Genomic DNA, 21,582 nt, shown 5'->3' with positions numbered 1-21,582 from the left:
GCGCAACCAGAATCAATATTAAAAAATTGAGATAAATAATAAAATAGACAAGAGATGAGAGCGCTTGAAGTACATTCATTGACGCGAGCTTTAGAGTCATTGGATTGATTTTTTTCATTAACATATCTGCATAATTAAATAATGCAGATATCCTATCTTTTGAAACTTAAGGTTTGCTTTAGAAAAACTGAAAGTTCACTGAATACAGGTTAATAACACGCATTTACTACCATTCATTTATTAACATTGGTAATAGTGAAACACTGACAGCCTTTTTAGATATAAAAATGGTTGTTAATTTGGGTAAGGTTTACGTTAACCGTTATCTGTAACAGATATCTTTAAGTCATAAATTTTATGATAATAAAAACCCTGTTAAGCGTTGACTCAACATAGTTATTCATTAACAGGGGGATTCATTAACAGATATTAAGGTAGAATATACTTTTTTAGTCAATTTATAACGTTAAATTTTAGCAATTAACTCCGCTTTTAGTCATTCATCTTTTGTTAATAATTGATATTTTCCTACATAAAGCATTATCCCTTAAATATATTTGATGCTGTAAATCATCGAAAATGGCTCTATCCCTTCTTCTACAAAACGGATATATTCTGCCATCGTGACTGAGCACTTTTTATAAAAAAATTTACCAACACATCCGTTACTAGCCATTCTGGGAAGCCTTTTTCCGACCCGGAGAAGCCAACTACTTCACCGCCATTATTCAGTGAAAATAGAAAAATTTGCCCCCACCTTTCATTGTAAGTTTCTATATTTTAAAGCAAACACTTGTCAAATATTATTAACATCAATATCACAACTCTTGTTTGTTTAATCACCACATATTTAAGTTTTCAGTTATAGTCTTTTGCTTAGCGGACTATTTTAAATAGTTGTTAAAGCACTTATTTCACAACATAAATGACATTATTTAGCATTAAAAAATAATGGCTATTCGCTAAATTTTCAGTCTGATCAGCATTACCGCTATCAGTTTTTTTTGATAAGGGAAGTCATATGAAAATTTCAAAAATGGTTCTGGGTGTTTCATTAGCACTGGGTCTTTCAGTGGCAGCACAAGCTGCAGAAGTAGAAGTATTGCATTGGTGGACTTCTGGCGGTGAAGCTAAATCGATTGCAGAGCTAAAAACAATGTTAGAAGCCAAAGGCCATGTATGGAAAGATTTTGCGGTTGCAGGCGGTGGCGGTGAAAGTGCTATGACGGTGTTAAAGTCTCGTGTCGTTTCTGGTAATCCTCCTGTAGCTGCGCAAATCAAAGGCCCAAGCATTCAGGAATGGGGGGAAGAAGGCGTATTAGCTAATCTTGACGACCTAGCTAAAGCAGAAGGTTGGGATGAACTGTTACCTACTGTTGTTTCGAACACAATGAAATACAAAGGTGAATATGTAGCCGTTCCGGTTAACGTTCACCGTGTAAACTGGATGTGGACGAACCCTGAAGTATTTGAAAAAGCGGGTGCAACTGTGCCGACAACGTGGGATGAGTTTTTTATTGCTGCAGACAAAATTAAAGCAGCGGGCATGACGGCTGTTGCCCATGGCGGACAGCCTTGGCAAGACGCAACAACGTTTGAAACAGTGGTATTAGGTACCGCTGGTGCAGAATTTTATAACAAAGCATTCATTGATTTAGATCCTAAATCATTGAACAGCCCTACCATGATTAAGGCCTTGAAGGTTTTCCATAAAATCAAAGGCTACACAGATGCAGGTTCACCGGGACGTGATTGGAATCTAGCGACAGCCATGGTTATTAATGGCGAAGCAGGTATGCAATTCATGGGAGATTGGGCAAAAGGTGAATTCACTGCTGCTGGTAAAATGCCGGGTAAAGATTACCTATGCGTAGCTGCACCAGGTACAACCAACGATTACACCTTTAATATCGACAGTTTTGTGATGTTTGAAGTGGATGACAAAGAACTACAAAAAGGCCAAAACGATTTAGCGAGTACTATACTAAGTCCAGCTTTCCAGGAGATATTCAACCTCAACAAAGGCTCAATTCCTGCTCGTTTGAACCTACCTATGGATAAGTTTGATGACTGTGCAAAAATATCAGCAAAAGACTTTGTAAGAACGGCTAAAGCAAACACCTTACTACCCAGTATGGCGCACGGTATGTCTACGTTCTCTTCTACTCAAGGTGCTATCTTCGACACCATTACTGAGTTTTACAACTCAGATTCAATAACGGCAGAAGCCGCAGCTGCAAAACTAGTAAAAGCAGTCGCAGCCGCTCAATAAAGTCTAATCCTTTAATTCATCCGGTTATCAGCTATTTCTAGTTGATACCCGGCTTTCATTTTAGCTATCTCATTTAGCTATTTAAGAGGATCCATCTTCTTATGAATAAATCCAGCGCTCCCCGTCAATCGCTAGGGGAATTATTACCAAAACTAGTCGTAGCGCCAACCTTTGTTGTGGCAGTGATTTTTATCTACGGCTTTATGTTAATGAATGCTTGGTTATCCTTTAGTTCCTCTCGTATGTTACCAAAGTATGATTGGGCCGGGTTCATCCAATATGAAAAGTTGTTTGCCAATGATCGTTGGTGGGTAGCCGCTGAAAACCTTTTTATATTCGGCGTTTTATTCATTGTAATTTGTTTATTACTTGGGTTATTTATGGCGATTTTTCTTGATCAGAAAATTCGTGCTGAAGGCGCTATTCGCACCATCTATTTATACCCGATGGCACTCTCTTTTATTGTGACAGGTACGGCCTGGAAGTGGATATTAAATCCTGAACTGGGGATCCAACGGCTAGTACGCGAAATGGGGTTTGAATCATTCACTTTTGATTGGTTAGTGAACACGGATATGGCGATCTATACCGTCGTTATCGCAGGTGTCTGGCAATCATCTGGTTTCGTTATGGCACTATGCCTTGCCGGTTTACGAGGCGTTGATGACAATATAATTAAAGCAGCTAAGGTTGATGGTGCTTCAATGCCACTTATCTATCGGAAAATAATTATTCCAGGGTTACGCCCCGTATTTTTCAGTGCATTTATAATACTGACCCATATTGCGATTAAGAGCTTCGACCTAATTATTGCTTTAACGGGTGGTGGGCCCGGATTCGCGACCGATGTCCCCGCTACCTTTATGTATACATTTTCCTTTACTCGCGGACAAATTGGATTGGGTTCAGCAGCTTCTATGATGATGTTAATGGCGGTTATTGCAATTATCGTCCCGTATCTATATTCGGAGCTAAGGGAGAAAAATAATGAACATTAAAAGAGTTTTGATTTATAGCATTCTAGGCTTTGCTGCCCTTATATATTTATTGCCTCTCGTGGTTATGGTGATCACTTCGCTCAAAGACTTGGATGAAATCCGTTCAGGCACCTTATTATCAATGCCACAGGCATTGAACTTTGATTCGTGGGATAAAGCATGGGGGGCTGCCTGTACAGGAGTAAGTTGCGAGGGGCTCAAAGGCTACTTCTGGAACTCAGTATTGATCGTAGTACCTGCCGTCATCATTTCTACTGTAATAGGTGCATTAAATGGTTATGTACTAACCAAATGGAAGTTTCGTGGTAGCACTCTATTTTTTGGCATGTTGCTGATTGGTACGATGATCCCATTTCAGGTTGTCCTATTGCCAATGGCGCGCATGCTAGGTTTTCTTGGCCTTGCAGGAACCACCTCTGGCTTGATCATGGTACACATCATTTATGGCCTGGCATTTACTACATTATTTTTCCGTAATTATTACATCAGCATTCCTTCAGAATTAGTGAATGCCGCACGTATTGACGGTGCTGGATTTTGGATGATTTTCCACCGTATTATTCTACCTCTTTCAATACCCATCATTGTTGTATCGGTGATTTGGCAGTTTACACAAATATGGAATGACTTCTTATTTGGCGTCGTTTATTCATCAGGAGATTCGCAGCCCATTACAGTTGCACTGAATAATCTGGTTAATACGAGTACAGGCGTCAAAGAATATAACGTAGATATGGCAGCTGCCATTATTGCTGCGCTACCTACCTTGTTCGTCTATATCGTTGCCGGCAAGTATTTCGTTAAAGGACTCACAGCAGGCGCTGTTAAAGGTTAAAGGACATTATATGCACGCTTTAAAAATACAGAATATTGAAAAAATCTATGGAAAAGTCAAGGTGCTCAAGGGGATTGATTTAGAGATACAACCGGGTCAATTTTTGATTTTAGTGGGTCCATCTGGTTGTGGTAAGTCCACCCTGCTTAATATGATTGCCGGTTTAGAACCTGTTAGTAAAGGAAATATTTTTATTGGAGATAGGGATGTCACGCATTTAGATCCGAAAGACCGCGATATTGCGATGGTATTTCAATCCTATGCACTCTACCCAAATATGACCGTTCGCCAGAATATTGAATTTGGTTTAACCATTCGTAAAACGGAAAAATCGGAACAAAAAAAGATTGTAGAAAAAGTGTCAAAGTTATTGCAAATAGAACCCTTACTGGACAGAAAACCCAAGCAACTTTCTGGTGGACAACGGCAACGTGTTGCAATGGGCAGAGCGTTAGCCCGCGACCCTTCGATTTTCTTATTTGATGAACCTCTATCAAATCTTGATGCTAAGTTACGGGTTGAAATGCGAGGTGAAATCAAAGAATTACATCAGCGAGAAGGAACCACCATTGTTTATGTTACTCATGACCAAATTGAAGCCATGACTTTAGGTGATGTTATCGCAGTGATGAAAGATGGCGAAATACAACAATTTGGACCACCACAAGACATTTATGACAATCCACGTAATCAATTTATTGCCAGTTTCATGGGAAGCCCTTCAATGAATTTTATTCCTTGTCAGGCTGAGAAAGTGAATGGTGTTATACAGATAAGCCTTGAAAGTGGCAATGAGAAAGTGAAGGTGCCAATTAAACAGAATATTAAAGGATTAGAAGCATACGCTGACAAATCTATTATATTGGGTATTCGACCAGAGCAAATTACTCAGCAAGGTGAAGACAAACCCGATAGTGCCAAGTTGAATTGTGATGTAGAGCTCATCGAACCAACAGGCCCAGATACCTTGGTAACAGTGAGAATCAATGGTGTGAAAACGGTTTGTCGCATCCATCCAACTGCTGAAAGTAAAGTCGATAAATTAATGCCACTATTGCTGGATATGTCAAAGGTAGTGTTTTTTGACCCCGATACTCAGGAACGTGTTTATTAATATTAATTGGGTTGGTCAATAAAAATCACCCACAGAATTATTGACAGGATCCCAACAGATTAACCCCGTTAATCTGTTGGGATTATACTTATGTTACTTCAATACGCTTTATCAAGCCCTAACTCGGATGCCAGATCGAAGAGTAATGATGAGTTGTCAAAGTTTATGAGTATCCACTACTTTCCCCTCCACTACTTTCTCGCTTGCTACTTTCTGTCCACTACTTTTCTATCAGGTCAAATGAGTCGTCTATTATTGGTCTCGATACTCCATCATATAAGGACAATAGGTTTATCCATCAATATAAAGCAACTAGATAAAGCAGCTAGATAAAGCAACTAACCACGACTCAGGATCCGCAGTTAAAACGTTATTAATATACCCGCAACTCGAGCAATATTTTTATTGCTGATAATTAATTCTTTAACTTGTAAGCAACAACATAGTCACCGATAGTGGTACCGATAGAGCCATGCCCGCCTGCAACTTGAACAACCATTTGCTCACCGTTACTATTTAAATAAGTCATAGGTGTTGCTTGTCCACCTGCGGGCAAACGGCCTTTCCATAATTCATGACCATTAGACATATCATAAGCACGTAAATAGTTATCAACTGATGCAGCCATAAAAACAACACCACCGTCAGTAATGATAGGACCACCTATTCCAGGCACCCCCATTTCGATTGGCAATTTTAATGGCGTCATGTCTTCAATGGTGCCATTTTGATGTTTCCATGCGGTTTTTCCAGTTTTAAGATCTACACCAGCCACATATCCCCAAGGAGGCTGTTGACAAGGAATACCGAGCGGTGAAAGGAAAGGTTTTAACTCGACAGCATAATCTGCACCATCATTTGAATTTACACCTTGTTCACCTTTATTAGCTGACGTTAAATCTAATCCATCTTTTGGGACTAACGTAGATACAAATGCTAAATACAAAGGCATTCCAAATAATTGTTGTCGTTTCGGGTCGACGGCAATACTCCCCCAGTTAAACACACCAAAATTACCAGGATAAATGAGTGAACCTTGTTCAGATGGCGGCGTATATCGCCCTTCATAACGCAACTGTTTAAATTGAATACGACACATTAATTGATCTATGGGTGTCGCTCCCCACATCTCATTCTCTTTTAATGGTTCTGGTTTAAACGATAACGCTGAAGTGGGTTGAGTTGCAGCAGTATAATCACCGGGAATAGCCCCTTGAGGTGCAGGTTCTTCAGTAATTGGAAAAATAGGATCTCCAGTCGCTCTATTTAATACATATATATCACCTTGTTTAGTGGGTACGACTAGCGCAGGTTGCGTACCCGACGCTGTTTCTAAATCCAACAACGAAGGTTGTGCTGGCGTATCCATATCCCATAGATCATGGTGTACAAATTGTTGCACCCAAGCAACCTTACCTGTTGATAGGTCTAAAGCAACCACTGATGTTGCATACTTTTCCTCTGCTGGACTTCGATAAATACCCAGTTGATCAGGTGTGCGGTTGCCCATTGGAAAATAAACTAAACCCAACTTCTCATCCGCGCTCGCTACAGACCAACTGTTAGGTGAGCTAGTCGCATAAACTTCACCTTCACCAATTGGCAATGTTTCATCTGGGTGCCCAGAATCCCAATTCCATTTTAATTCACCTGTTTTAACATCGTAAGCACGTATTACACCCGATGGTGAATTGATGTCGTAATTATCATTAACAGATCCCGATACGATAACTAATCCGCCTGCTATCAAAGGTGGTGACGTAGAATAATAGTACCCAGATTGTGTAAACGGCATATTGTGCATTAAATCTAATTCACCTTGATTGGCAAAATTAGCACAGCGAGCACCCGTTGTTGGGTCAATAGCAACAAGACGCGCGTCAGAAGTAGGTAAAAATAGTTGGGCATCACATAATATCGGGCTTAACGTTTCTGCAGATAAAGTCGATTGTTGAACATTATTGGGTAAATTTTTATCAGCAGGAGGTAAATATGCAACTCCACGACATGTTTGATGTTGGCGCTGACTGTCTTCAGGTACTTTCGCATCATAAACCCATTGTTCTTCGCCAGTATCTGCATTTAAAGCGATAACCCAGTTGTGCGGAGTACAAACGTAAAGCGAATTACCCACTTTGATAGGCGTATCTTCATAAGTGGTTTCACCTACATCATTGGGCCCTTTCAAATCTCCAGTTTGATATTGCCATGCCAACTCAAGCTGATCTGCATTATCTGGAGTGATTTGATTTAATGGAGAGAATCTTTGTCCTAAATTACTGCGACCATAAGCCTCCCAATCATCTGGATTAACGCCACCTAAATCAGCATTAGCAATACTAATTTCTCGCGATAATTGGCCTTCAAGTGTACTTGGGTTGGACATTAGAATAGGAGAGACAGTGACGACTGCGGTAGCTAACCAAACTGGCAATAAAATCAACCAGCCACGACGTTGACGATACTTCAACATAGCACACAGTATTAATGGTATCGCTAGGACTAAGAAAAGCCCCATTCGTGTTGCCAATGGCCACCAATTCATCCCAGTTTCATTAACTGACCATATTAACGTCCCACACAATAGTAATGCATAGATAAAGTTGGCCAATACATTTCTATTGCGTAACAGTAATGATACAGCGATGAGCATTAGCCCCGCGATACAATAATAAAAACTACCATGTAGTAAAATTAACCAACTGCCGCCAACAAATAAAGCTATTCCAATAATGAAAAATAGTCCCGCTAATATGATCATATGATATTCCCTTCCCCTGTTTAATATTTTGTATTCTGATCGCTTAATTTTTATCTTAGTATGCTCAATATTCATCATTTCACTTTTTGAAAGACGACAACAATATGGTTACTTTCGAAACAATGACCACTCCATGATAGAAAGAAGCGGTACTGTTGATGCTCAATGTTTATGTTTCGATGAAGTTATCGTCATACATCAATTGATAAATATGAAATGGAAATTGAATCCATTTTTACTTTCTTGCGATAACCCAAATTGCATGAATGATCCCCGGAATATAACCGAGAAGCGTTAGAGCAATATTCAAGATGAATGTCCATGAGAATCCGACTTGTAAAAAAACACCTAGTGGTGGCAATAAAACAGCAAAGATGATTCGAATGATATCCATTGGTTAATCCTTAAAATTAAATGAGTCTTTGGAAGCGGCTATTTCAACAACCTAGTACCAACTTTCCACTGTTAAAATATTCGTGTAACAATTAAAAAAATTCGTATAACAATTAAGGCTGGAGCAAATAGCATGCCACGGATTTACAGAGCAAAAATAGGCGGAATTTTTATGGGAGGAATAGACATAATATTGCGTTAGTAAAGAGCTTGAATAAAAAAATTGAAAGGTACTATTTCCATTTAAAATAGAAAATAAATCAGTCTAGAGCTAGCGTTTATAGGGGATTTTCACTATATCAAGATGATTAAAGGCTATCATTAGCTTCTCAATAACTTAATACCTTTATTCGTATTTAGATCATTATTTTAATAAACTCAGTAGAGCTATTTATTGACTGAAATACAAATTTTTCAAGCTCGGTAAAAGTAACCACACCATGAAAATATTACATTTATAAATAAAAATATTACATTATTCATTCCAATGTATTAATTTTTCTGTAAGCCCTAAATCCCCTCCAACCCTCTGTTTTAAATGATATCAACCAACTTTTTACAACATGGTATTGGTATTGCAAAGCCAAAGTAACTAAATAGCCAGAATAGACCCTACAAATAACAACAACTGGCTAATAGTTATTAATTTATTTGAATAGGAGACAGCATGAATAACAACAATTCACTTAAAAACAATTCACTTAAAAACAAAAGAATAGCCATGATTGCAACCGATGGTTTTGAACAAAGCGAACTACTTCAACCTAAACAAAATTTAACGGCACTTGGTGCAGAAATAGATGTTGTATCAATCGATAACAATCAAGAAATTTGTGGTTGGGATGTCAATAAGTGGGGCGATAAAGTTAAAGTCGATAAACAAATTGGCGACATAACCCTTTCAGATTATGACGGTATTATTTTCCCTGGTGGTCAAATCAACCCTGACGTATTACGCACTAATAAAGAAGTGGTGTCGTTGATTCAAAAAGCAACAAAACAAGACAACATAAAAGTAATCGCTGCTATTTGCCATGGACCTTGGTTATTAGTGGAAGCTGACATCGTAAAAAATAAAAAGGTCACTTCTTTTCCAAGTATCAGAACAGATTTAAAAAATGCAGGAGCACACTGGGAAGATAAAAAAGTAGTCGTAGATGGAAAATTAATTACTAGCCGTAACCCTGATGACATTCCTGCTTTTGTCGATGCGATTGCATACCAATTGACACATTAAATTGTTTACGTAAAAGATAAATAGAGGATAAAACATGAATAATCAAAAAATAATAATCATAACAGGTGCTTCAAGTGGCATAGGCGCAGCGACGGTTGATAAAGTCATCGAAGCTGGACACAAAGCAGTGATCACCGCAAGAAGCACTGAAAAGCTTAACAAAATAGTACAACGTTGGGGAGAAGATAAAGTATTAGCTGTCACAGCAGATGTCTCTAACTTGGATGAAATTAGTAACGTCATCAATAAAGCCAAAGAGAAGTTTGGCAGAATAGACGTTGTATTTGCCAATGCCGGCATGGGTGCAAGTACACCAGGTATTGAAAATGGCAATCCAGATGAATGGAAAACGATGTTAGATGTCAATATAAACGCTTTACTGTATACCGCTAAAGCAAGCCTTCCTGCACTAAAAGAAACTCAAGGACACTTTATCGTCACTAGCTCCATCGCAGGGAAAATTTCACTTAAAGGTTCAGTGTACGGCGCTTCAAAATGGTTTGCTTATGGTTTTGCGCAAAATTTAGCTATTGAGATGGCAGAATGGAAAGGTCGCTGTACCACCATTTGTCCAGGTATGGTCAACACCCCTTTCTTTGATGAAGCTAAGCCCGACAAGTTAGATCCTACAGATGTTGCAGAAGCTGTTGTTTTTGCCATTTCTGCCAACCCTCGTTGTGATATTCGAGAAATAACACTCATGCCAACAAACTAATTTACGTTATTAATTTGAATTATGAATTAACATTTCGAATTAACGTTTCGGATTTACTTTACGAATTAGATAGTTAGACCTAATTAATTCACTCAATAGGTCTATCAAATCAACATTAAAAACTGAGTAAAATTTTAAAGGACACAACTTAATGAATAACTTTAATAACGTGCACGATTTCTTAAAACAAAATCAAAAGTTGCACTCACGTATTGCAGAATTTTATCAATCATTATCAATGGTGGCTGAAAATCAACGAACAAAGTTATTATTGGATATTCTGATAAAACATGAACTTGAATTGCTCGACTTTGTCAGTGCCTACCTTGATAAAGCATCGAATAAAACTCGAGAAGCATTTATTCAATTTGATCCGGAGCAAAATATTGATTCTTTATTTTCAACTGATTTTAATCATTCGCAAGTGACGAGCGAACAAGTTGAAGCATTAGCAGATCGTTTTAACCAATATTTAACGAGTATTTATCAAGGTATTTCTAAATCAAATGAATCCCAAGAAGTAGAAATATTATTTGATAATCTTCACCAACACACAGAGCAACTAAAGAAACAACTCACCATCGATATCAATGAAATGAATGATATTTAATAGATGCTTATAGGCAAAAACAGTTCAGTTTTTGCTTATTTAATCAAGGCTATGTAAACCATTAATCACCTTTAGTAATAATGACAAAAAGTTTGTAAATTTTACGTGTCAGAACATCTAATTATAGATTAACAGTGATATTTACTACGTTTATATTTGGCATTGTTATTGCTATTTATCAATGAGTTAACGTGTTTAATTGTTAGCCTCTAAACATTAATTTTTTAGCACAAGGATTAAGGACTAGATATGACAGAATCATTTAAATACTCAGGCGGTAAAGGCAAAGGTGGAGAGCTTCATCAATCAAATACTGGTGATTCCCCCACAATGACCACAAGCCAAGGTTGCCCAATCAGTGATGATCAAAACTCTTTAAAAACTGGAGCAAATGGTCCCGTCTTGATGGAAGATCATGTATTAAGAGAAAAACTGTTTCATTTCGATCATGAAAGAATCCCAGAGCGAGTTGTACATGCAAGAGGATATGGTGCGCATGGTTACTTTGAAACCTACGAATCATTATCTGACATTACCAGCGCAGATATCTTTCAGCGAAAAGGTGAAAAAACACCGTTATTTACAAGAATTTCAACGGTAGCAGGTAACAAAGGTTCGGGCGATTTGGCTCGTGATGTACGAGGTTTTGCTGTTAAGTTTTATACTAAAAAAGGCAATTGGGATCTTGTAGGTAATAACATTCCTGTCTTCTTCATTCAAGATGCAATGAAATTTCCCGATTTGGTACATTCTGCAAAAGCAGAACCTGACAGAGGTTTTCCTCAAGCGCAAACAGCACATGATAATTTCTGGGACTTTGTCAGCCTAACACCAGAAGCAATGAATATGGTGATGTGGACCATGTCTGATCGTGCGATCCCTCGTTCATTACGTTTTATGGAAGGTTTTGGTGTGCATACCTTTAAATTGATTAATGCTAAAGGTGAAGAAAAATTTGTTAAGTTTCATTGGAAACCTAAACTAGGCATGCAATCAGTGGTTTGGAATGAAGCACTCAAAATAAACGGTGCAGATCCTGATTTTCATCGAAGAGATATTTGGGAGTCGATCCAAGCGGGTGATTTTCCTGAATGGGAGTTAGGCCTACAAGTGTTCGACCAACAATTTGCTGACGATTTTGAGTTTGATATTTTCGACCCGACTAAACTTATTCCTGAAGAACAAGTACCGGTTAAAATTGTTGGCCGTATGGTACTTGATCGCGTTGTCGATAACTTTTTTGCTGAAACTGAACAGGTCGCATTTTGTACCCAGAACATAGTGCCAGGTATTGATTTTACGCCTGATCCTTTATTACAAGGGCGTAATTTTTCTTATTTAGATACTCAAACTAAACGACTTGGTGGTCCCAACTTTACTGATATTCCGATTAATGCACCAAAATGTCCAATGCATCATTTTCAACAAGATGGACACATGACGATGAAAAATCCAAAGGGTCGTGTTAACTATGAACCTAACTCTTGGGATGCAGATGAAAATAATCCTCGCGCTTGTCCTGAACAAGGTTTTAAAAGTAGTTCAGAGCAAATGATGGGTGATAAAACACGCTATCGTTCTGAAACCTTCTCAGATCATTATAGCCAAGCTCGCCAGTTCTATCTCAGCCAAACAGACGTCGAGCAGGAACACATTCAATCTGCACTAGTGTTTGAGTTATCCAAAGTCGAAAAATTAGCAATCCGGGAACGTTTAGTATCACACCTCATCAATATCGATAAAAAGTTAGCTGAAAAAGTCGCAGCAGGCTTAGGTTTAGAAACCATGCCAGAAGCCGCTGAAGCAGCAAAAGCAACGCGTACCGATTTACCTGTATCAGACGCATTGAGTATATTAAAAAATTCAGTTAACACTTTCAAAGGTAGAAAATTGGGTATATTAATATCGGAAGGTTTTGACGGTGCATTATTTAAATCCGTTACTGATGCATTAGCCGATGAAGGTGCTAGATACGAAGTGATTGCAGCAGAAATAGGCGGTGCTGCTTGTTCTAAAGGTAATCACGTTAAAGCGCAGCAAGCTATCGCTGGTGGTCCATCTGTATTATACGATGCAGTATTAGTGCTAGTGAGTAATGATGGAGCTGACTATTTTGCCAAAGTGCCCGAAGCTAAAGATTTTATCAGTGATGCTTACGCCCACAAAAAATTCATTGGTTATACTCCGCAAGCACAATCTTTACTTAAAGCCGTGGGGTTAGATAATGTAGAAGATAATGGGATGATTAACTTAGATGATAAAGCAGCTGATTCATTTATTAAAACACTTCGATCATTACGTTTCTGGAAATGATAAATCAAACATGCAGGTATATCAATAAAAGTACGGTAAATGAATAATAAACGACCGTTAACTCGGTCGTTCTGTCTCGACCAAAGGGGAAAATTATGTCTCATCAACATGGTAAACAAATTAAAAATGACCGCGTTTACGAAGCCTTGATTAACCAAGGAAACAGTAAAGAAAAATCGGCCCGCATCGCTAATGCGCAAGCAAATCCAGAGATGCACCCAGCTAAAAAAGGCGGGAAAGCGCAGCCATATGAAAACTGGAATAAAGCTGAATTGTATAAACGAGCACAAACATTAACCATTAATGGCCGTTCTAACATGAATAAAGAAGAATTAATTGAAGCATTAAGAGCCCATTAGTTAATCGCTCCATGATGTTATTCATCATGCATATTAATGATAGTTTTAAACAAATTATATAAACAATAAAAATAGATCACACAATCCTTTCCATCTTATCAAGTACATTATTGGAGCATAAAACTATGTCAGCATATCAAGGTAGTTTAGGTGTTAATAAAATAGACAAAGGTTACCAATTTTCAGTGTGGGCCCCCCATGCTAAGTCAGTTTCTTTAGTTGGTGACTTTAATGATTGGGACGAAGACCGAAATGCAATGCATCAAGCAAATAACGGGATTTGGTGGGTCGATATTTCAACTGCTTCTAATCAAGATGAGTATAAATTTTGTATTGAATCTGCAGATAATAAAAAGAACAAAAAAAATGATCCTCGCGCTAGAAAAATGACTAACAGTGTGGGTAATTCAATCATATATGATGATGATTTTAATTGGAAAATAAGCGACTTTGAGTTACCTCCTGTCCATCAAAGAATCATTTACGAAATGCATATTGGCACCTTTAATCAAATATCAGATGAACGTGGTACTTTTAATTCTGCAATCGAAAGACTGGATGATTTAGTTGAATTAGGTGTCAATGTGTTAGAAATAATGCCAGTCAATGAATTCGCTGGCGATATTAGTTGGGGATATAATCCAGCTTCTCCCTTTGCTGTTGAAGAAGCCTATGGTAGTCCCGATGGTTTAAAACGATTTATAGATGCAGCACATCAGCGAGGTATTGGTGTCATTTTAGATGTTGTATATAACCATTTTGGACCGAGTGATTTGGATATATGGCAATTCGATGGATGGAACGAAAACGATAAAGGGGGTATTTACTTTTACAATGACCAAAGAAGTTCAACACCATGGGGTGAGACCCGACCTGATTACGGTCGCATCGAAGTACGAGACTACATCAAAGACAATGCATTAATGTGGTTAAGGGAGTTTAAAGCTGATGGGTTGAGATTAGATATGTTGCCGTTTATGCGCTGTATTTCAGGGGCAGATAACGGACAAGATGATATTCCAGAAGCCTACGAGCTTATCCAGGATATCAATTCAACCATCAAACATAATTTTCCTAATAAAATCTGTATAGCGGAAGATTTACACAAGCATGATTTCATCACTGATGCAGTAGAACAAGGTGGTTGTGGTTTTACATCACAGTGGGATGCGGAATTTGTACACCCAATACGAGCGGCGTTAACTCACCCGACCGCTGAAGACATAGACCTTGATAAAGTAGTAGGCGCCCTGCTGCATAGTTACAGCGGTAACATTTATTCACGTGTTATATATACAGAATCACATGATGAAGTTGCTAACGGGCAGGCTAGAATAGTAGAAGAAGTTGCACCCGGTAACGTTGACGATGATTTTTTTGCACGCCAAAAAGGGATTCTTGCAGCAACGTTAGTCTTTACGACGGCGGGAGTCCCGATGCTATTTCAAGGTCAGGAGATGAAAGAAAGTGGTTGGTTTAATGATAATGAAGCACTTAATTGGCACAAAAAAGATCAATTTAATGAATATTATGCAGCCTTCCAACAATTAATTGCATTACGTAAAAATAATCAGGGTAACTCGGCAGGTTTAACCGGTGACCAAACACAAATTATACACCGTGATGACGAGCATAAGATTATTGGATTCAGCCGTTCAAATGGGGTTGCTGATGAAAAAATTAACGTTTACCTCAATCTATCTGATGTTGAAATAGATGAATATGCATTAAGTGAACTAAACGAAGAGGCAACATGTTTATTTGCGTGGTCTGATGGCATAGTGACTGAGCAAGTTAGGGTAAATAATGGCACTGTCAAAATACCTAAATACAGTGTGTTCATTTTTTCTAATTAGATAAATACACACCTGAACAATGAATGAACTGACTTGCATTAACAGACTAAAATCAATTAACCCCATCCGGGTAGGTAAGCAGAACCTTTCTACCCGTGATGCACATCATTATTTACGTACATCTAATTACCAGCCCTTAACTTTCTAATTCCAACTTCCTACGTCTAATTACCTGCTCGATAAGCTAAGAAGCTGAAAATCATTCTTCTTCAGTATTATTTTTACCTATTTTTTTCAATGCTATTTCACTGTTTTTACATTCTTGTAAAATAACAGTTAGCGCGTGCAACATTTGCTCTTTATCAGTTCCATTTTCAATCAGCATCTTACCTAGTTCAGCATGTAAGGAAATACTGTTTAATGAATTTCTAATATTGTGGATATATTTATTATACTCAGGCAATTCAGATGTTTTCATAGTTTAGCCTATCGTTTTTTATGTGAGAAAATATCAAACCGTAATGTAACTGACACAGTTTTTGCCCTTTTTCTTCGCTTGATATAATTGAGCATCTGCATAATTCACTAAATCTTCTAATGCTACGTGTTGAGGATTATCTTGCTGTGAAGTAAAAGTAACCAGCCCCATACTAACTGTCACTATCTTATGCATTGAATTACCGCTGTGTTTTAGCTTTAAATCTCGAATGCGATCCAATACGTCATTGGCAATTAATAGCGCACCTTCAACTTCGGTGTTAGGTAAAATAATGGCAAACTCTTCTCCTCCATAACGACCTATCGTATCAGCATCTCTGCGGCGGGCTTGGAAAATAGTTTGAGCCACACTCTTTAAACAATGATCGCCTTTTGTATGTCCGTAAGTGTCGTTGTAAGATTTGAAATCATCAATATCAAGCATAATTATAGATAAATTTTCGTTAGATCTGATCATTGAAGCATAATTTTGCTTTAACATAATATCCAACTGTCTTCGATTTGCTATGCCAGTTAAACCATCAAGACTGGATAATGCTTCTAATTCTTTTCGGTCAGATACCACTTGCATATGATTAGAAACTCTTGCGCGTAATAGGTTTAAGTTCACAGGCTTAATCACATAATCGACAGCCCCAAGCAATAGCCCTTTTTGTTCTTCTGCCACGCTTTCTGCACTGGTAACAAAAATAATGGGAATATGTCTAGTCGCCGTATTTGTTTTTAAAATATTACAAACTTCATAACCATTCATCACCGGCATATCGACATCGAGTAAAATAAGATCAACCACGTTGGTATTGATGTACTCGATAGCATCTTCACCGTTGTCTTTAATAGCAACATTGTAATCATTGCTGAACAGCGCCTTCATTCCAAATAAATTATTTGGGTAATCGTCTACTATCATGAGAGTTTGTTTTGATAATGTAGAAGATAATGTTAAATCATCTTCTAAAGAGAGTGTTGGTATCTCATGTTCGGCCATAAATACTCCATATAATTGGCAATTCATTAAAACGTTTTGAAAATTGTTGAGCAGCTTTCGTAAAGCTAATTAGATATATTAAGCAGATAAGATGCCAACATAGAAAGTCTCTAAGCTATTGATATTTAATTTTTTATACCATTTCTTCATCTTAAAAACAAAAATTCATTTTATGACTGCGTAAATAAGTTAATCCACCCTGTAGTATTTACATCCTTTACAAAACAATATATTCAGCTTTTAGTCTTAATTATTGATCTTATTTTTATCTGTTAGATCACTTTTTTATTGTGCTGATAAAAACAACGAGCATGAACCTAAATAAGGGATAAAAAAACGAATTTAGATTATAAAAACCAAAATGATTAATTGGCCTATCAATACGTGAAATAAAACTGCATTAACTGCTAGTTATTAACACTTAAATTATGTATAAATTAAATATTATTGAAATATACAAAATATATGTATTTTTAAACTTCACAATTCGTTTTATGAACCTGATTTCATCGATGATGACTGTTGAATAATTAAATCTTATTGACCAATATTGTATGAGTTTAAGGAACGAAGACCATGATTGATGCTTTGCAAAAAGAACTAACAGATACTAAAGAAACATTAGCAGAGCGTCTTGATGCCCTTCAAACCAAGTACGAAGAATCATTGTCAATCAATGAAGTATTACGTAAAAAAAACGATGCTTTATCATCGACACGACGTGATATAAAAAACTTTTTAGCCAGTACTGATTTAGCTTCCGTATTCATATCTGACGAACTTAAAATAAAACTGTTCACACCAGCCGCTGAACGACTATTAAATATAAAATCGTATAATCTAGCGATTCCATTAGATAAAAACCCATGCTCTTTTATTGATTTAGCAACAATGGACGAAGCAAAGTTGGTACTTAAAAGCCTTCAACCAAGAGAGAAAGAGATAGAGGTCAATGGCCGTTGGTTTTTACAGAAGATCTTACCTTATCGTTCAGAGAAAAATGTTGAAGACGGTGTTGTACTGACTTTTTATGATATTACACATTTAAAAAATGCTGTTAAACGTCTAGAAGCAAGTGGACAACAACACGCCGTGATTGCAAGATTAGGAGTAGAGGCGTTAAGTACTAACGATATGAATAATTTTATGCAGTCTCTTGTGAAAGATGTTTCAGCTACATTGAATGCGGATTTAGGTAAAGTACTAGAATACATTCCAAGCGATAAATCGCTACTATTAAAAGCAGGCACAGGTTGGCATAAACACTTAGTTGGTAAGGCAAAAATATCAGCAGATATTACTTCACAAGCGGGGTTTACATTGCATTGTAACACCCCGGTTATCATTGAAGATTTAACATCAGAACAACGTTTTGTAGGTACCTCGATACTCATTGACCATCATGTTATCAGCGGGATGAGTTGCGTTATTAATAAAGGTGAGAATCCCTGGGGTGTTTTAGCAGTTCACACCACTAAAAAATATGAGTTCACTGAAGATGATGCAAATTTTTTAATGTCTGCTGCAAATATTCTGTCTATTGCATTGCATAGAACCTCCATGGAAGCCGAGTTAAAGGAAAGCGAAAAACGACTTAGAATTGCTAAAAACTCTAATCAAATGGGTTCATTTGAGTTTATGTTACAGACAGGCGAATTATCATGGGATCAATTGATCATTGATATTTGGGGCATCGACGCTCAAGTATTAACAATAGAAGATTTTAATCGTGGATTGCATCCAGATGATCTTCAACATGTAAGTAAATCAATAGCATTAGCTGCAGATCCTGCTGGTGATGGACATTTTAAATCTACTTATCGAGTCATCAATAAAAAAACAAATGCAATTACCTGGTTAGAAGCTACCGGACAAGTACTGTTACAACATGGCAAACCATTCAAAATGATTGGCATGGTAATAGACATTACAAAAAAGATGGAGCTTGAAGGTTCCTTAAAAGCGGCTGTGCGAGAGTTACAGGATGCGAATGAAAAACAAAACGAATTTTTAGCAACTTTAGGACATGAAATTCGTAACCCACTTGCTGCGATAGCGAGCGGCATTCAAATAATTGAACGTGATAAAAGTCAGTTAGACCGCGCAGTGAGTATGATTCAAAACAATGTAGGTATCGTCTCATTGTTGCTTGACGACCTATTAGATTTAACACGCATTTCTCGTGGGGAAATCACCTTAAAAAAAGAAACAATTAACTTTAATTGCTTAGTACAAGATATCTATCAAAGCTTTATGTTGCAGTTTGAACAAAAACAACAACATGTTTCACTCCTTTTACCTGATACTGACATCATTACTTCAGTTGATAAAACCCGATTACAACAAGCCATTGGTAATATCATTAACAATGCCAATAAGTTCACACCAAAAAGGGGTTCAATTTCTATCGAATTAAAGAAAATATCGAACAACTTAGAGGTCACCGTTACAGACTCTGGTGTGGGAATTGATATGCAATTTAAAGATAAAATATTTGAACCTTTTCAACAATTAAAACAAAGTCATTCCATTGCTAACTCAGGAATGGGGATCGGTTTATCTTTAGTAAAACAATTTATTACTTTGCATGACGGTTCAATTACCATTCAAAGTGATGGCCACGATCAGGGTACAACTTTTACTTTGAGACTGCCTATCGTGGTGGCAAATGGGATAACAGAACAACCAATTGAAATTATTGAGCAAACATCTACTTCAGCAGCACACTCCATTTTAATTGTTGATGACAACGAGGATGCTGCTTACGGCCTGTCACTTATTTTAGGTATGAAGGGTTATAAAGTGCACACCAATCATACTGGCCTCGCCGCTTTAACGGATATCAACACCGCCAATCCAGATATATTAATTTTAGATATTGGATTGCCAGATATGACGGGATATGATTTACTTGAGACTATAAAATTTAATGAATCGAAGCCAATGTTAAGTATTGCTTTAACTGGGTTTGGGCACAAAGAAGCGAAAGAAAGCTCTAAACAAGCAGGATTTGATTTCCATTTAACAAAACCTGTCGATATACCTCAACTCCTTAATATACTGGCCAATTATACTTCATAGATATTCATAGATAAGTGACGAAGTATTAATAGCTTTTAAAAAAATCTCTTTTTTATTAACTCCCTTAATACTTTTACATTAGTGGTTTTACAGAACAAACTGCACAGCCATAAATTTTTATAAAAAATATTACTAATCAATAACGAGTCGTCAAAGTTTATGGGTGTCCGCTACTTTTTGTTATATGGGTGTCCGCTACTTTTTGTTAATATATAACATTGTAAAATAACCAATGATTTACTCTATATTGATAATATGCTTTAAATGCAGAATGGATATAGCCATTATTTGCAGTCGTCTTCTCACTTATTAAGACCTCTAATATGCCCATAATTCAATAAGGCCACAAAAATGCTTCCGCCAATCGCATTACCTAATAAAGCTAATAAGATAACCGGTGTAATCGTCATTAATGTAATCTCAGGAGACATTAGATAACCAATAAATAATTCTACAGATCCAGCAATAGAATGATGAAGACCACCAATACCGATAAGAAATGTAGCAATATAAATACAAAGAATTTGACTGGAAGTTGAGTGTGTAGAAAGAATTGTCCAAGCACCAATAGCCATTAACCACCCTGCTAATACAGCACTAATGAGTAAACTAGTTGAGTCATACTGTAAAACATGCTCAGCAACTAATAAATATCCCTCTTTAGCATGAATAACAGGTTCGGCAGCATTCAATAAGACTGAAATGGTAAAGCCACCGGTCAGATTACCTAGAATAACAATGATCCAAAGTTTTAATGCACCTGCAATATCAGTAGTTCCATCGAGTAAAGGATAAACAGCTGTGGCGGTGTGTTCAGTGAAAAGCTGCGTTCGGCTTAATATGCATAAAACAAAGCCAAGAGGATAAACTAACGCCATAAATACACGGTTAATACCTTCCGTACTACCCACAATACTTGTTATCACCGCGACAGCTAATACTGTAAACCCGATGATCATGCCCGCAGCAACCGAGGATAATAGTAAACCTAAAATAGGCCTCTCTATTTGGCTTTTACCCTCATGTATTGCAAGTTGTAATATATCGTCAGCGTGCCTGAAGGTACCGTCAATACGTTTTACAATGACTTCTTTATAGTGTTCAGCTTCTATTTTTCGTTCTTTGCCTCTTTCACTATTGCCTTGTTCAATATTATGCTTATCAATACGTTCTTTAATCTTATCGATATGATAAGTATCACGTTGGTGTGTGATGTTTTTTTTATTGAGTATCGTTTTATTTGTCATCATTTTACTCTTTTATATTTAAAATAAATGTAACTACTCAGCAGGGATAAAAATATTAGGTAGCATGCCATTCAACAATAGCGTTAAAGCAGTAGAGCCACTTACTCCCTGCTTTTTACAGCTTGATAAGTAACTACGAAGACCAAAAAACATTTCTGCTCCATATTCGCTCCTGAAGCAGCCCGAGATCTTCTGCTGAACTTTTGCCATCCTCAAGTCATTTTCGCCTTGATTATTAGTAAAAGGTACGGCTTTATCGATCATAAACCTGAGTACGTCATCTTCATAATTTTGTAAACGCTCAAGTAAATTTCTAGATTTTGTTTTTTTCACCCTGCCTCGTTGGCGGGTAGTTGGTATTGGTA

The 21,582-nt window shown here is 37.3% G+C and carries 17 protein-coding genes; 11 read left to right on the top strand and 6 right to left on the bottom strand.

Annotated features, from left to right (window positions below; all coding sequences use genetic code 11):
* Positions 1–1,021: 1,021 nt before the first annotated feature.
* The 4 genes from H592_RS0104295 (at position 1,022) to H592_RS0104280 (ending at position 5,219) form a co-directional block, all read left to right on the top strand.
* Complete coding sequence (locus tag H592_RS0104295; RefSeq protein WP_028867689.1) at positions 1,022–2,272, top strand: ABC transporter substrate-binding protein; 1,251 nt, start codon at positions 1,022–1,024, stop codon at positions 2,270–2,272.
* A 101-nt stretch (positions 2,273–2,373) separates the two neighbouring features.
* Entirely contained in the window at positions 2,374–3,270 is an 897-nt protein-coding gene (locus H592_RS0104290; RefSeq protein ID WP_051368971.1) for a carbohydrate ABC transporter permease, read from the top strand.
* Positions 3,271–3,334: 64 nt separating this feature from the next.
* Complete coding sequence (locus H592_RS0104285) at positions 3,335–4,105, top strand: carbohydrate ABC transporter permease (RefSeq protein WP_245600363.1); 771 nt, start codon at positions 3,335–3,337, stop codon at positions 4,103–4,105.
* Between the two features lie 10 nt (positions 4,106–4,115).
* Positions 4,116–5,219: an ABC transporter ATP-binding protein gene (locus H592_RS0104280; RefSeq protein WP_028867686.1), complete on the top strand. Its 1,104-nt coding sequence runs from the start codon at positions 4,116–4,118 to the stop codon at positions 5,217–5,219.
* A gap of 415 nt (positions 5,220–5,634) precedes the next feature.
* Here H592_RS0104280 and H592_RS0104275 read toward each other — a convergent pair whose 3' ends face one another.
* Positions 5,635–7,980 carry a glucose/quinate/shikimate family membrane-bound PQQ-dependent dehydrogenase gene (locus H592_RS0104275; RefSeq protein WP_028867685.1) on the bottom strand — a complete coding sequence of 782 codons (2,346 nt, stop codon included), beginning with the start codon at positions 7,978–7,980 and terminating at the stop codon, positions 5,635–5,637.
* 235 nt (positions 7,981–8,215) lie between these two features.
* Positions 8,216–8,374 carry a YqaE/Pmp3 family membrane protein gene (locus tag H592_RS23520; protein WP_037070891.1) on the bottom strand — a complete coding sequence of 53 codons (159 nt, stop codon included), beginning with the start codon at positions 8,372–8,374 and terminating at the stop codon, positions 8,216–8,218.
* Between the two features lie 666 nt (positions 8,375–9,040).
* Here H592_RS23520 and H592_RS0104265 point away from each other — a divergent pair.
* The 6 genes from H592_RS0104265 to H592_RS0104240 all read left to right on the top strand — a co-directional run bounded on the left by H592_RS0104265 (position 9,041) and on the right by H592_RS0104240 (position 15,463).
* On the top strand, positions 9,041–9,610 hold the full coding sequence (locus tag H592_RS0104265; protein ID WP_028867684.1) for a DJ-1/PfpI/YhbO family deglycase/protease: 570 nt from the start codon (positions 9,041–9,043) through the stop codon (positions 9,608–9,610).
* Positions 9,611–9,644: 34 nt separating this feature from the next.
* A complete protein-coding gene (locus tag H592_RS0104260) occupies positions 9,645–10,325 on the top strand; it encodes an SDR family oxidoreductase (RefSeq protein WP_028867683.1) in 681 nt (226 codons plus the stop codon).
* A gap of 151 nt (positions 10,326–10,476) precedes the next feature.
* Positions 10,477–10,935 carry a hypothetical protein gene (locus tag H592_RS0104255; protein ID WP_028867682.1) on the top strand — a complete coding sequence of 153 codons (459 nt, stop codon included), beginning with the start codon at positions 10,477–10,479 and terminating at the stop codon, positions 10,933–10,935.
* A 249-nt stretch (positions 10,936–11,184) separates the two neighbouring features.
* Positions 11,185–13,248, top strand: a complete 2,064-nt coding sequence (locus H592_RS0104250; RefSeq protein ID WP_028867681.1) for a catalase — start codon at positions 11,185–11,187, stop codon at positions 13,246–13,248.
* A 95-nt stretch (positions 13,249–13,343) separates the two neighbouring features.
* On the top strand, positions 13,344–13,607 hold the full coding sequence (locus H592_RS0104245; RefSeq protein ID WP_028867680.1) for a DUF7218 family protein: 264 nt from the start codon (positions 13,344–13,346) through the stop codon (positions 13,605–13,607).
* 125 nt (positions 13,608–13,732) lie between these two features.
* Entirely contained in the window at positions 13,733–15,463 is a 1,731-nt protein-coding gene (locus tag H592_RS0104240) for an alpha-amylase family glycosyl hydrolase (protein WP_028867679.1), read from the top strand.
* 199 nt (positions 15,464–15,662) lie between these two features.
* Here H592_RS0104240 and H592_RS0104235 read toward each other — a convergent pair whose 3' ends face one another.
* Both H592_RS0104235 and H592_RS0104230 read right to left on the bottom strand, forming a co-directional pair.
* On the bottom strand, positions 15,663–15,881 hold the full coding sequence (locus H592_RS0104235; protein ID WP_028867678.1) for a hypothetical protein: 219 nt from the start codon (positions 15,879–15,881) through the stop codon (positions 15,663–15,665).
* A gap of 33 nt (positions 15,882–15,914) precedes the next feature.
* Positions 15,915–16,889, bottom strand: a complete 975-nt coding sequence (locus tag H592_RS0104230) for a GGDEF domain-containing response regulator (RefSeq protein WP_028867677.1) — start codon at positions 16,887–16,889, stop codon at positions 15,915–15,917.
* A 576-nt stretch (positions 16,890–17,465) separates the two neighbouring features.
* On the opposite strand from H592_RS0104230, the gene H592_RS0104225 reads away from it, so the two are divergent.
* Complete coding sequence (locus tag H592_RS0104225) at positions 17,466–19,970, top strand: ATP-binding protein (RefSeq protein WP_028867676.1); 2,505 nt, start codon at positions 17,466–17,468, stop codon at positions 19,968–19,970.
* Positions 19,971–20,272: 302 nt separating this feature from the next.
* Here the strand turns inward: H592_RS0104225 and H592_RS0104220 are convergent, their stop codons facing one another.
* Both H592_RS0104220 and H592_RS0104215 read right to left on the bottom strand, forming a co-directional pair.
* Entirely contained in the window at positions 20,273–21,220 is a 948-nt protein-coding gene (locus H592_RS0104220) for a formate/nitrite transporter family protein (protein ID WP_245600361.1), read from the bottom strand.
* 30 nt (positions 21,221–21,250) lie between these two features.
* A partial coding sequence (locus tag H592_RS0104215) for an IS66 family transposase (RefSeq protein ID WP_028867674.1) occupies positions 21,251–21,582 on the bottom strand: 332 nt, incomplete at its 5' end.

Origin of the sequence: Psychromonas arctica DSM 14288 (assembly GCF_000482725.1) — a bacterium.
In the GTDB taxonomy this organism is placed as follows: domain Bacteria; phylum Pseudomonadota; class Gammaproteobacteria; order Enterobacterales; family Psychromonadaceae; genus Psychromonas; species Psychromonas arctica.
Note: the sequence above shows the minus strand (reverse complement) of the source record. Positions and strands in the feature narration are given on the sequence as shown.

What these genes read in the sequence shown, in the direction of transcription:
- H592_RS0104295 (WP_028867689.1), top strand. Translation starts at nt 1,022, where the DNA reads ATGAAAATTTCAAAAATGGTTCTGGGTGTTTCATTAGCACTGGGTCTT.
- H592_RS0104290 (WP_051368971.1), top strand. Translation starts at nt 2,374, where the DNA reads ATGAATAAATCCAGCGCTCCCCGTCAATCGCTAGGGGAATTATTACCA.
- H592_RS0104285 (WP_245600363.1), top strand. Translation starts at nt 3,335, where the DNA reads ATGGTGATCACTTCGCTCAAAGACTTGGATGAAATCCGTTCAGGCACC.
- H592_RS0104280 (WP_028867686.1), top strand. Translation starts at nt 4,116, where the DNA reads ATGCACGCTTTAAAAATACAGAATATTGAAAAAATCTATGGAAAAGTC.
- H592_RS0104275 (WP_028867685.1), bottom strand. Translation starts at nt 7,980, where the DNA reads ATGATCATATTAGCGGGACTATTTTTCATTATTGGAATAGCTTTATTT.
- H592_RS23520 (WP_037070891.1), bottom strand. Translation starts at nt 8,374, where the DNA reads ATGGATATCATTCGAATCATCTTTGCTGTTTTATTGCCACCACTAGGT.
- H592_RS0104265 (WP_028867684.1), top strand. Translation starts at nt 9,041, where the DNA reads ATGAATAACAACAATTCACTTAAAAACAATTCACTTAAAAACAAAAGA.
- H592_RS0104260 (WP_028867683.1), top strand. Translation starts at nt 9,645, where the DNA reads ATGAATAATCAAAAAATAATAATCATAACAGGTGCTTCAAGTGGCATA.
- H592_RS0104255 (WP_028867682.1), top strand. Translation starts at nt 10,477, where the DNA reads ATGAATAACTTTAATAACGTGCACGATTTCTTAAAACAAAATCAAAAG.
- H592_RS0104250 (WP_028867681.1), top strand. Translation starts at nt 11,185, where the DNA reads ATGACAGAATCATTTAAATACTCAGGCGGTAAAGGCAAAGGTGGAGAG.
- H592_RS0104245 (WP_028867680.1), top strand. Translation starts at nt 13,344, where the DNA reads ATGTCTCATCAACATGGTAAACAAATTAAAAATGACCGCGTTTACGAA.
- H592_RS0104240 (WP_028867679.1), top strand. Translation starts at nt 13,733, where the DNA reads ATGTCAGCATATCAAGGTAGTTTAGGTGTTAATAAAATAGACAAAGGT.
- H592_RS0104235 (WP_028867678.1), bottom strand. Translation starts at nt 15,881, where the DNA reads ATGAAAACATCTGAATTGCCTGAGTATAATAAATATATCCACAATATT.
- H592_RS0104230 (WP_028867677.1), bottom strand. Translation starts at nt 16,889, where the DNA reads ATGGCCGAACATGAGATACCAACACTCTCTTTAGAAGATGATTTAACA.
- H592_RS0104225 (WP_028867676.1), top strand. Translation starts at nt 17,466, where the DNA reads ATGATTGATGCTTTGCAAAAAGAACTAACAGATACTAAAGAAACATTA.
- H592_RS0104220 (WP_245600361.1), bottom strand. Translation starts at nt 21,220, where the DNA reads ATGATGACAAATAAAACGATACTCAATAAAAAAAACATCACACACCAA.